The organism is Spirosoma litoris (assembly GCF_054776755.1).
On record NZ_BAAHBI010000065.1, the window covers coordinates 88,053 to 99,428 of the forward strand.

Below are 11,376 nucleotides of genomic sequence, written 5' to 3' on the forward strand. Positions count from 1 at the left end.
AATTAATCATGAGATTCCTACTATTCGCAATCAGTTTACTACCCGTCTATGCCTTTTCGCAGTCAGGAAATTCGCTTAAACGCGAGTTAGACAGTATGTATGTACTGGATCAGCGTAATCGAATATGGTTGACTAAACTGGGTAATAATCAGCCATTGACAGATAGTTTAACTACTCTTTATAAAGTTGATCGAACCAAATTGGCGGGCGTACTTTGGACCGAGCAGATAAAAATAGATTCCAGTAATCTGAAGCGGGCTGATATGATTCTGAAGCAACACGGTTATCCCGGTAAAACCAAAGTTGGTTTGCCAACCAACGAGGTTGTTTTTTATATCATCCAGCACGCGCATACGGTGGATAATTACTTGCCCGCTGTCAAAAAAGCAGCTGACGAGGGCGAATTGCCATTCCGTCAGTATGCCTTGATGCTCGACCGATCGTTGATGTACGCCCAAAAACCGCAACTGTATGGCACCCAAGTTGCCTGTCGGAAGCTTCGGGAGTCATTAGCTTCCCGTTGTTTCGTATGGCCCATTGAAGACTACCGAAACGTGAATCAACGCCGAAAACAAGCTGGTTTACCGCTCACTGTGGCCGAGAACGCCATTCGGGTAAATGCTTCCTACGACCCCTCACTGACAATGGAAAGCGCCCGGAAATTGTATATCCTGGAGTTGTGAAATTCTCGACAGGATTAACAGGATGCACAGGATTTCTAGGGCTGTTTCGATTCAGTTTCTGTAGATTCTTGAGACTCTATTGGTTCTGGTTATCGGCGTGACAGCAACCATAGAATCTAAAGAATCAATAGAAACCGTACTAGAAATCCTATCCACCCTGCCGAAAAATAACCCTCAGAAAATCTTATAGTTATCCCGTTTGTTAGGCTCAATCCAGGTGCCCAATGGATCTATAATTACTTTCCGGGCATTTGGCAAAGGAGGCAGCGATACAAACCGTTCGTCTGCATTTGGATGGGCCAATTGGCTGTAGATTACACGATTATCCTGATCAAGAATGGCAAGGGGAACATAGTCGTTAATGGGGATATTTTGCCGTTGCCCTTTGCTGGCCTCTCGCCACTTTGTCGTGATAATTTCAACCGTTAAACCATTCGATAGGTTGGCTACCCGTCCTACTTTAAAGTCGAACCACAACTGATCGCTTAAGTAGGATTTCAAGTAAGCTAACGAGTCGGGTAACTGGCGGGTAAGTTCACTGGCAAAGGCAACCGCTGTCGCCGATGTTGGCTGTTGAATGGCTTTTTGGTAGAATTGGCTAATCGTAAAACTGAGCGGTTTCGCTCCCCAAACCTGTTCGATGCTAGTTAGGGCAAGAACAGCTCGCCCACGTTCGACGGCATCGTTGCCCCTTGATTGAAGTATAGGACGTTCGGACTTATTACTATGCTGTCGGCTTTGAGCATACCACGTTGCCCGTTGAGCAAGTCGTTGCTGGAGCCGTTCCTGACCATATTGCTGCCCAACACTCTGTAAGGCCAGATATTCTGCCAAACCTTGTTTGATAAAACCATCTCCCGGTTTTGCAATGGGCTTTAATTGATGCACTAGCCATTGCTTAAATACTTCACGACCAATCAGGTAGTCAATGTGATCAAGCTTATCGGGTTGTCGATTATCAGCGATCCAGCCTTGCTTTTCGGAAATAAGAATTTGGCCGGGTGCTGATGTAACATCGGCTATGCCAACCGGTATTTCAGAAATTTGTAAATCGGCATAAGGGTAGGCTCCAAATAGTTGTTCGCCCCTGTGCAAAGCTCGTTCCGTGGCACGGAGTATATGCTGAACCTGATACGGGTGATGGTGGCGCACTCGAATGGCAATGGGCTTGCCAGCTACCGATTGAATAGCCAGCGTTTGCGATTTGTACTGAATGGTTTGTGTAGCTGGTACTGTCTGTAGGCGTTGGTGAGTTTGCCAAACGGCTAAGCCGAGCAGGATACCAAATACCAGAAAAGATACTTGATAAGGCCAACGAAACTGACTTCGCCAGTGGCCAGCGCGTTCCGTTAATCCACTGGCTACACCCCGATTCCAGGTCAGAAAAAAGGAAGTCAGGAAGACGCCAGCAACACCCCACCACACAAATTGAATGATAGTGCGAAGGGGTGCATTGGTCCCAAAGCCGATTAAGTCCGAATAGGTTGCTGAACCTGGCAGAAAGCTATAGAGAAGAACGGTATGCTCATGACCATTGATCTGATACAGGAACGTCAGGGCGCTAAAAATGAGTAAATTAACAACATGGCTGGCAATGCGATTATTTGTCAGCGTGGCAACCAACGCGCCAAGGGCTATAAGTTGACAATAGCGTAGAAATCCATCGGTCAGCAAGTCGGCGGTATAGCGCCACCAATCGATTTCACGGAATCCACTCCCTACCTGTATGCCAACACTGGTCAAAAAAAGGACAATTGTCAATAAAGCTGCAACGCCGACCATAGCCAGCAATTTGGCCAGTAGTAGAATCGCGTTGGGCTGGGGGAGGGCGTCATAAATAGACCAGAAGCCGGTGGTTCGTTCATTGAAAATTAGTTCGCTAGTCATAACTAGCAAAAACAAACCAATAAATATCCCCAACGGTAACCGAAGGGCTGTCATGCGTGAGGTGACAGGTAGCTCGGGAAAGTCAGGATTCGTACCTAGTACGGTTGCCAATAGTATAGCCAAGAGCACTAATAAGCCCACCGAAATCGAAAAAACGGGTTGCTGAATCAGATTCAGGAATTCTAGTTTTGTTAATCGCCAGGTAGTTTTCCAGGATAGCCAACCGCCAAAGCGAGGTTGCACAGAAGGAAGCTGTAAAGGAGCAGACCGTTCTATGATTGACTTGTTTGAACGGGCTGATTTCCTGGATTGTGTACTGGCGAAAAATTCAAAGGAAAATCGGCCCTCTGCATATGCTAGCAAACCAAAGGATAGCCCGAGCCATAAGAGTCGATTAATGAAAAACATATCGGAATAGGCAAGCCACCCGCCAGGATCATCACTAAAAGGCATGTCGGCCACTGATTCTCTCGCCATATCCACGCCAAACGGGTCCAGTAGTTTCCATAGATCTGAATCGGCCATTAGATTCTGGCTGGATTCGGTTAGTAGAAAATAGAGCACAACCAGAAACAAGCTGATATAGGCTCCCCGTATGCTTCGGAGAAATACCGTCAGAGAGAACGTTAGACTAACGGCTATAAAACAGTTTTGAGCGATTAATCGTACGAAACCATCGGCTAACGCTAGCCATGAGGTTGGTGCATGGGCGAAGGCTGCTGAATGGAATCCAATACCGAGCAGATAACACACCGCCAGCAGCAAAACGGCACCATACGTGCCCATAAACCGCCCGGCAAAGTGCATCCGGCTGGTGATCGGCAAGGAAAATAAGTAGGCCGTCGTTTTGTAATCCAGATCTTTGGTGAGCGATTGGCCAGCCAGTAAAACCGACGCTACAGCTAACATAACCCCTAGTGAGGCTACGATCAGATAAGCTGTAACGGCAGGATCGCTGTACGAATACAGCGCTGCTAATTGGGATGAGTACCAGATTCCCTGCCCGAAAACGAGAACAGCAAATAGGTAAACTACTGGCTGGCGTAAGTGATATGCCAACTCGAACCGGGCAATCGTTAGAATTAGTCTCATAATGCCCCAATATACGAGAGTTTGAGAGTACTTATACGCGCACTAATTCGGCTAGTCCTACACCCGAATCCGCTGCACCATAGTATACCCAAATTTGACCAGCCTTATCGCTATGATCGGGCCACTGAACCCAGCCATTTGAAAACACAACATTGGGGAAGAAACCTTCGCGCTCCCACGATAATTCGGGTGAGAGCAAAGGCAAGCTCGAGCGATCTAACACGTGGGCGGGGTCTTCTTTGTCCAACAAAGCCAGTGCCAGGGAATAGGAGTGAGTAGGATCGGCTCCGTGGTAGCAAACGAGCCAGCCTTCGTCAGTCAGGATTGGCTCTGGCCCGGCGCCAATTTTTCCGCCTTCCCAACCATAAGGATTGGCCAGTGGGTCAAGACTAGTGTGCCCCCGACCGCCAAACAAAAAGCGATGATTGCCCCAATGGACACCATCCTCCGATTCGGCTAACCAGATGGATGGCTTACCAATATCCGAAACCATAGGTCGATGAAGCAGTCTGTATTTTCCATTGATTTTCTGCGGGAACAAGGCTACGTCTTTGTTCGGAGGTGGCAAAATCATACCGATGCGCTCAACGTTTACAAAATCGGTTGTGACAGCGAGCCCTACACCAGGGCCATGTTCGGAGACTGCCGTATAAGTAATCCAGTATTTCCCTTCCATAAACGTGATTCGAGCATCTTCAATACCGTACGATTCATCCATGCGAGCCGGAAATAAAAACGGCTTGTCGTCGATCTTGAAATGAATGCCATCCTTGCTACGAGCGAGACGAAGGTGACTGAGAGACGTCAGGTAAACTTTTCCATCCAGCGAAATTACCCGTGGATCATATGGTTCTGTGGGCTGCGGGAAATTTCGGATCACTAAAGAAGGCACACCATCCTGTTCTTCAATCAACGGTATCACAATAGTACCTGCTTCGGCCTTTGGTGCTTCGGCTACACGTAATAGAAGCAGAACTTCATCGTTGAAAAGACAAGCCGCCGGATTGAAGGCCCCTAGTACATCAAAGCCTTCAACACTGGGCGTTACATCACTGGTTTGCAGAATGGGTTGGTCGGATAAACGTCGGAGCTGATAATTTTTCATAAGGTACAGTCTTGAGAATTGTTAGACTATGTTCGCAAGAATGAAGATGGCGGACACGTATAGCCTTAAGTTCTATTCAGAATGCTTTAGTAACGAACTGATTGATAAGGTAATAGGATGCGAATGCCTGTATAATTAAGCGAGTTGTGAAGTCCCTTTATTCATTAATTCAGGCGTCATGACAAATAAACTTTGTACAGACCTTGTAGTTTTGAATCAATTATTGAATAAGTTTGGGAGCGGCTTAAACCTTCGGGGAAAGAGCCGCGTTAAGAAAAGTAAACTAACTTTTATTCTCTATTAACCATGATTTACCAGCCAACGTTTGATCAGGATGAAGACGTGCTGATGTTGAACCCTGATCCAGAAGCAGCTGCATTTGACGATGATGAGGACGACTTCGATGAAGACGATGCCGACTTCGATGAACTTGGCTCTGGCGCCGGTAGCGGCTATGGGGCAGATGATCTGGACGACATTGAAGAAGACTTCAATCCTGAAGATCTCGATGAAGACTTAGATGACGACATCGACGACGATCTGGACGATGACAGTATGGAGTAAAAAAACTGACCGTAGTACACTACGGTCAGTTTTCGTTTCAATCTTTTAATTTTCAACGTTATGACACAAGAACAGCAAGCGCCGAATCCGGCCGAAGAACCTTTAGTGACAACCGCAAACGCCGAAACCGAAGGCACTGCACCTGATGCCGATACTCAATCATCGGCTGCTAGCGAAGCGGGTGATCGAACCGCCGAAGATGGCTCCAGAGCCCCAAATGATCCAGCCGAAGGAGCGTAATTTTTTAATGATGAATGATAAATGGAGACTATTCATCATTTATCATTCATCATTACCTTAAGAAGGGTTTGACATTTCATTTCGGTTTCCTGCCACTCTTGTTCAGGGTCCGAATCTTCGGTGATGCCTGCGCCTGCATAGAGGGTTGCCAGCCGTCCTTCGAGTTTCATGCAACGGATATGGACGAAGATGCTACTCGTTGGTCCCTCGTTATTCGAGCTTATATTAACAGGTCCTAGAAAACCGCTGTATAATTCACGGTTGTGGGGCTCGTGCTGGCGAATAAACGCAAAGGCTGCATCGCGGGGGGTACCACAAACGGCCGAGGTTGGGTGCAATAAACGCAGCATAACCGTGCCGAGCTGTGGGTAACGAACGGCTTGAGTATCGACGGTGAACGAGGTGCCGAGGTGCATCAAATTACCCGCTATAATGCTTTTGGGGCCTTCTTCGAGGTATTCCCGCAACCGAATCTTCTTGAAGCATTCGATAATATAACGACTCACCAATGCCTGCTCCTCAATTTCCTTCTGCGACCACATAGCTTTGGCCGGATGTTTGGCTGTACCGTCAGGATGAAATGCCGATTGAGTCCCTGCTAGTGATGTCGTCTGAAAAATTCCGTCGGCATTAACGCTTACTAACCGCTCTGGCGTAGCGCTGATCCAGATTTGCCCCCATTCTGGAATCGAAACAGCGGATACAAAGGCCGTGGGGTATTTCTGGCAAAGTTTATCAAATAATTCAATAGCATTAGGAGCATTGGCAAACTGCACCTGTTTAGTGCGTGATAGCACTACTTTTCGTAATTCTCCCCGTTGAATTGCTTCAACTGCCTGCCCTACGTTTTTCTCAAACAAAGCTTCCGCAGAAGGGTCGGCAATAGGCACGGGTAAGCCTGACAAAGCGGGCTGACTAATCTTATTTTTAGCACGTGTTTTTAGCGTGTTCCAAAACAGCCCGACATTCTCGCTAGCTGAATTTTTAAGCTCAGTTCGTTTTTGAGAAGAATCGCCATTGCCTAGAAAAGTAGCCTGGATATCGGCCCGTAAAAAAAGGGTTTGTGGAACAATCCCACTCTGATCTAAGTGTTCGGAAAGTTGTGCTTCTACGGGAGCGTTTTTGGCGAGGTTATCGAACGGACTAATCAGAAAACCTGCGGGTAATTCATCCAGATCGGCTGATACACGGGGTAAAACCTCTTCGAATGAGACAATCAGCTGCTTATCCTGTTGATTAGGTAACCGCCAAAGAGCGGCTGGAAATCCAAGTGAAAGGGCCGTTTCCCAAAGGTCGCTGGCGTTGGGTTGGCCAGTTCGTTGTGATTCGGCGAGTTGTCCTATTGATGAAGTATTGATTCTATAATCCGATTGCATAATCAACAACCTACCGGGTTAGGGTTGGTTATATAGATAACAGAGTTTGCCGAAAATTTGTGCGTCGACAAATCGAAACTCTTTAGTTATTGATAAACAAATGTCTATAATTTATATAGATAACTGTGATCTGCACTGGCTATCAGTCTGGTTCATTTACGAGCATAGGCCCCGGATGATATAAGCGGGCATTGAAGGATATACTCAACTAGTGCCTATGAAGCGATTTGGATCGCCAAGAGAGATTGCCACTATTGCTACGTTTCTGGCGTCGGATGATTCGTCGTTTGTAATTGGCGAAGAAATCGTAGCTGGCGGTGGTATTGGAACGTTGTAAAGATAACATAACCCTACAAAAAATAGCCCCAGCTAATCGTTAGAAGTAGCTAGGGCTATTTTTTGCAACTAGTTATATCTAGTACTTGTCCAATTTAGATTCTAGAGATTCTCGGGTTCGCCCGCGCGGTTGATTCTAATTGATGACTTGTACGCTGATTATCAGTAGAATAGTGGCAATAGAATCTACAGAACCTACTTTGGTAAAGTACTAGTCCTGAGTAATCATTTCGGCATCGGCCAGAATGTAATTCAGTTCATAGATGTTATCGGCGTTGAGCTTGAGGGTTCCCCGGAAGGTACGACGCTCATCCGTTTTGAATTTCTTATCCGACTTTTTGAACTTCAGTGATACTACTGATTCAGGTCCAGCACCACCGCAGAAGAAACAGGCACTATAGGGGAAAGCCGATAGTACATAAATATTCGATTCAAGATCAACGGGAAGTACGTAACCCGTTAGGTCAACCGTTTTTCCGTTTAATTTTTGAATAGCCTGCCCAAAAGTTGGGTAGAGCATGTACACTGACTCTTCAGCGTACCATTTTTTCTTGAACGTGACGTCGCGCAGGACTTCCCACGACAATTTTACCGGTTCGGCAGCGACGGGAGCTACTCTCTTGGACGTGGTTCGTTCGATGGGTAAGATAGCGGGACGAAAGGCCGAGGCTACGAGCGACACGCAGAGGAAAGCAATTACTATACGGTTCATGGCGTTGAAAGACTTTAACGGTAGAAAACAAAGGTAAAACTACAAAAAAGATTACTTTTATAATTCACTTTAAGCTTCGATCACGCTGCCGTGTCCGACTCACCCATCGATAACGCAAAAGACGGTTCGGTAATTCCCGTTCGGTTCACTCGTTTATACTTAACAATGCTTATTATCCTGGCCGTTATCTTAACTGCGGGGCAGGGGTTAACCCAATGGCGTTTTGGAGGCATTGATCAGGAATTGAGTGTTGTTCGTCACACCGCGCTACAACGCCACCAAAGTCAACAGATTGTGAAGCAGGTTTTGCAGGTAACAGATGCGAGTGAACAAAGCAGCTTTAACGAAAACGTTGCTGAATTACGACGGTTATTTCCCGTTTTTGAACGTTACCACTTACAGACTCGGGAAGGCCGGACCGATGACCCTAAAATACATCTTATTTATGATGATAACATTAATCGGTTGTATGAGGGGATTCGTCCACAGTTTGAAGCTTTTCAGCAAAGCGCCCATCGAATCATGCGTCTTCAACGATTTGATGAAGTAAAGCAGCCCGATGTACAGGCTAGCCTTAAATTAATGCTGGCTAATGAAAAGCCATTTCTAGAGAAAATAGACGGAATTGTAGTAGTCTGTAATAGCGATTTTAGGGCTAAACTAAGCATGTTGCGCTCTATTGAATTGTATTTGTACGTCTTCACGGTTATTGCACTTGTTGGCATTGGCTTACTGATTTTCAGACCAGCCGCCCGGAAACTTAAGCAAACCTTTGCCCAACTTATTGAAGCTGAGAGTCAGACGGCAGCCGCTAACAAGAAACTGTTAAGCGCCAACAAATCGCTGAAGGAAACGCGTCAGAAACTTTTTGAGGCAACGAAGCAGCAGTATGAGCAGCAGATCGACGACCAAAAACTGCGCACATCATACCTGATTGCTGGCCAGGAGGAAGAACGTAAGCGAATGTCGCGCGAGTTGCACGATGGTCTGGGTCAGATGCTTACGGCCATTAAACTGCAAATCGAAGGTCTTGAAGCGGGGATAACAAAAGCAGCCGCAACCGAGCAAAATGGAACACCCAGTTATTCGAAAAATTTAAAGACGTTAAAAAGTCTTATTACGCAGACGATTCAGGAAACCAGGACGATCTCTAACAATCTAATGCCTAGCGTGTTAAGTGATTTTGGTGTAGTTCCTGCCATTAAAATGTTGGCTGAGCATGACCGGAACGAAACACTGGATGTTACCTTTAAAACAAACTTTACGGCCGATATGCCCCGTTTGGACCGCAACATAGAGATTATGTTATATCGGGTAACGCAGGAAGCCGTCAGTAATGCAGTGCGGCACGCGAAGCCGTCGCATATACATATCGAACTAAAAGAGCGTGGAAATAGCTTACAATTAACAGTGAGTGACGATGGAAAAGGCTTTCAGGTACCTCGCAAAAACCAGCCTAACGAGTTAATGAAACCGATTCAGGAAAATACAACGAGTACAACTCAATCGGCAACGTTACGTCCGCCCTCGCAGGGATTACATAACATACAGGAACGAACGAAGCTGGTTAACGGCAAATTCAAATTAACGTCTACTCCGGGGAAAGGCACTAAACTACAGGTTAGCGTACCTTATCAAACGCATCTTGTTCATCATGACACCTACTAAATTAATGCTGGTAGACGACCATTCTATTGTTCGGGATGGCATTCGGCTCCTACTGGAGCAGGCCGATGGTCTGGAAATTATTGACGAAGCTAATGACGGAGAAGAGACCCTTGATAAGCTCAAAGCCCATCAGGCCACTCCAGAACTGCTGCCAGATCTGATTTTGATGGACATTTCCTTGCCAGGCATGTCGGGCATTCAGACTACACAAGTGGTTAGTCGGTTGTATAAGAATGTGCGCGTGTTAATGCTATCCATGCATAACAACGAAGATTATATTTTACGGTCGGTGGAGGCTGGTGCTTATGGCTACATGCTGAAAGACTCATCGTCGGACGAAATGATCAAAGCGATTCGTACCATTGCTGCTGGCGAAAAATACTATAGCTCTCCTGTTGCTTCCATTATCCTGAGTGGATACATGCAGCAACTCAAAAAAGGTAGCCGACACAGCCGTACTGAGCGCCAATCAAAACTGTCGAACAAGGAAAAAGAGATTCTACAGTTTTTAGTAGCCGGTATGAGTAGCCGGGAAATCGCCGAAAAACTTCAACTCAGCGTTCGAACGGTAGATAATCACCGTGCTAACATGATGCGTCGGTTGCAGGTGCGTAACGCAGCTGAACTGGTTCGGATGGCCGTTGAAGATAAATTGATCTAAATTCTGGCAAGGAATTTTGAAAAATGGCGAACTCGCAACTTATTTTTTAGGTTTGCCCATCAAACCGGCTCGCTGCCGGTTTTCCATTTCCTGAATACTATATTAACAAGATAGAATTTATCAACTAAACCACCTCTTATATGTCACTTCGCTTAGGAGATATCGCCCCCGATTTTGAGGCCGACACAACACAAGGTCACATTCATTTCCACGAATGGTTAGGTAATTCATGGGGAATGTTATTCTCGCACCCAGCCGATTTTACGCCTGTCTGCACAACCGAGCTAGGAAGAACCGCTTTGTTGAAAGATGAATTCGGCAAGCGTAATGTAAAGGTTATAGCGGTATCGGTCGATGATCTGGAATCGCACAACCGTTGGACGCCCGACATTAAAGACGTTACGGGTTCGGAAGTTAATTTTCCCATCATCGCTGATCCCGATCGTACGGTAGCCACACTTTACGATATGATTCACCCCAATGCTAGTGAAAAAGCAACGGTGCGTTCAGTGTTTGTGATTGGACCCGATAAAAAGATCAAACTGACGCTGACGTATCCAGCCTCGACGGGCCGTAATTTTAACGAGCTCCTGCGCGTAATCGATTCGCTACAACTCACGGCTGAATATCAGGTAGCAACCCCTGCCGACTGGAAAGAAGGCGAGGACGTAATTGTAACACCTGCTGTACCGAATGATCAGCTGGAGGCTAAATTTCCGAAAGGTGTAACGTTCGTGAAACCATATTTACGAACAACTCCTCAGCCTAATAAGTAAGGCAATGGGGCCAGGGACGTAGTGCTTTGACAAAATAGATTCTAACTGTTTCTATAGGTTCTCGGGGCCGCCCGCCCGGTCGATTCTAGTGTACTGATTAATTAGAAACGATAGTATCAAAAGAAGCTATAGAATCTAAATTGGACGAGCACTAGTAATAGTTAAGCTATAAATGATAAAAGCCTCTTGCAACTACAAGAGGCTTTTATCATTTCAGTGACTCGTCCTGAAATAGGTTGACACATCCCTCAGCTTATTTTATGGATACATCAACCA

General features: G+C 46.1%; 11 protein-coding genes. 7 read left to right on the top strand and 4 right to left on the bottom strand.

Annotation, left to right across the window (positions count from 1 at the left end; genetic code table 11):
* Positions 1–8 precede the first annotated feature (8 nt).
* Entirely contained in the window at positions 9–683 is a 675-nt protein-coding gene (locus ACYVGR_RS31955; RefSeq protein ID WP_460964140.1) for a DUF6624 domain-containing protein, read from the top strand.
* A gap of 174 nt (positions 684–857) precedes the next feature.
* Here the strand turns inward: ACYVGR_RS31955 and ACYVGR_RS31960 are convergent, their stop codons facing one another.
* Complete coding sequence (locus ACYVGR_RS31960) at positions 858–3,662, bottom strand: hypothetical protein (RefSeq protein ID WP_460964141.1); 2,805 nt, start codon at positions 3,660–3,662, stop codon at positions 858–860.
* Between the two features lie 31 nt (positions 3,663–3,693).
* Entirely contained in the window at positions 3,694–4,767 is a 1,074-nt protein-coding gene (locus tag ACYVGR_RS31965; RefSeq protein WP_460964143.1) for a glycoside hydrolase family 130 protein, read from the bottom strand.
* 306 nt (positions 4,768–5,073) lie between these two features.
* Here ACYVGR_RS31965 and ACYVGR_RS31970 point away from each other — a divergent pair, with 306 nt between their 5' ends.
* Positions 5,074–5,331 carry an adhesin gene (locus ACYVGR_RS31970; RefSeq protein ID WP_460964145.1) on the top strand — a complete coding sequence of 86 codons (258 nt, stop codon included), beginning with the start codon at positions 5,074–5,076 and terminating at the stop codon, positions 5,329–5,331.
* A 60-nt stretch (positions 5,332–5,391) separates the two neighbouring features.
* A complete protein-coding gene (locus ACYVGR_RS31975; RefSeq protein ID WP_460964147.1) occupies positions 5,392–5,571 on the top strand; it encodes a hypothetical protein in 180 nt (59 codons plus the stop codon).
* Positions 5,572–5,606: 35 nt separating this feature from the next.
* On the opposite strand, the gene ACYVGR_RS31980 is transcribed toward ACYVGR_RS31975, so the two are convergent.
* On the bottom strand, positions 5,607–6,947 hold the full coding sequence (locus ACYVGR_RS31980; protein WP_460964148.1) for a chorismate-binding protein: 1,341 nt from the start codon (positions 6,945–6,947) through the stop codon (positions 5,607–5,609).
* A gap of 211 nt (positions 6,948–7,158) precedes the next feature.
* On the opposite strand from ACYVGR_RS31980, the gene ACYVGR_RS31985 reads away from it, so the two are divergent.
* Positions 7,159–7,284, top strand: coding sequence for an SDR family oxidoreductase (locus tag ACYVGR_RS31985; protein WP_460964150.1), 126 nt, complete (start codon positions 7,159–7,161; stop codon positions 7,282–7,284).
* A 210-nt stretch (positions 7,285–7,494) separates the two neighbouring features.
* Here ACYVGR_RS31985 and ACYVGR_RS31990 read toward each other — a convergent pair whose 3' ends face one another.
* A complete protein-coding gene (locus ACYVGR_RS31990) occupies positions 7,495–7,995 on the bottom strand; it encodes a DUF3299 domain-containing protein (RefSeq protein ID WP_182457398.1) in 501 nt (166 codons plus the stop codon).
* Positions 7,996–8,085: 90 nt separating this feature from the next.
* Here ACYVGR_RS31990 and ACYVGR_RS31995 point away from each other — a divergent pair, with 90 nt between their 5' ends.
* From ACYVGR_RS31995 to ACYVGR_RS32005, 3 genes are all read left to right on the top strand, one after another.
* Positions 8,086–9,663, top strand: a complete 1,578-nt coding sequence (locus tag ACYVGR_RS31995; protein ID WP_460964152.1) for a sensor histidine kinase — start codon at positions 8,086–8,088, stop codon at positions 9,661–9,663.
* A 4-nt stretch (positions 9,664–9,667) separates the two neighbouring features.
* Positions 9,668–10,324: a response regulator transcription factor gene (locus ACYVGR_RS32000; RefSeq protein ID WP_182464410.1), complete on the top strand. Its 657-nt coding sequence runs from the start codon at positions 9,668–9,670 to the stop codon at positions 10,322–10,324.
* 140 nt (positions 10,325–10,464) lie between these two features.
* Positions 10,465–11,100, top strand: a complete 636-nt coding sequence (locus tag ACYVGR_RS32005) for a peroxiredoxin (protein ID WP_460964154.1) — start codon at positions 10,465–10,467, stop codon at positions 11,098–11,100.
* Positions 11,101–11,376: the final 276 nt, after the last annotated feature.

Excerpts from the sequence above, each read along its gene's own strand:
- ACYVGR_RS31955 (WP_460964140.1), top strand. The coding sequence starts at position 9 with ATGAGATTCCTACTATTCGCAATCAGTTTACTACCCGTCTATGCCTTT.
- ACYVGR_RS31960 (WP_460964141.1), bottom strand. The coding sequence starts at position 3,662 with ATGAGACTAATTCTAACGATTGCCCGGTTCGAGTTGGCATATCACTTA.
- ACYVGR_RS31965 (WP_460964143.1), bottom strand. The coding sequence starts at position 4,767 with ATGAAAAATTATCAGCTCCGACGTTTATCCGACCAACCCATTCTGCAA.
- ACYVGR_RS31970 (WP_460964145.1), top strand. The coding sequence starts at position 5,074 with ATGATTTACCAGCCAACGTTTGATCAGGATGAAGACGTGCTGATGTTG.
- ACYVGR_RS31975 (WP_460964147.1), top strand. The coding sequence starts at position 5,392 with ATGACACAAGAACAGCAAGCGCCGAATCCGGCCGAAGAACCTTTAGTG.
- ACYVGR_RS31980 (WP_460964148.1), bottom strand. The coding sequence starts at position 6,947 with ATGCAATCGGATTATAGAATCAATACTTCATCAATAGGACAACTCGCC.
- ACYVGR_RS31990 (WP_182457398.1), bottom strand. The coding sequence starts at position 7,995 with ATGAACCGTATAGTAATTGCTTTCCTCTGCGTGTCGCTCGTAGCCTCG.
- ACYVGR_RS32000 (WP_182464410.1), top strand. The coding sequence starts at position 9,668 with ATGCTGGTAGACGACCATTCTATTGTTCGGGATGGCATTCGGCTCCTA.
- ACYVGR_RS32005 (WP_460964154.1), top strand. The coding sequence starts at position 10,465 with ATGTCACTTCGCTTAGGAGATATCGCCCCCGATTTTGAGGCCGACACA.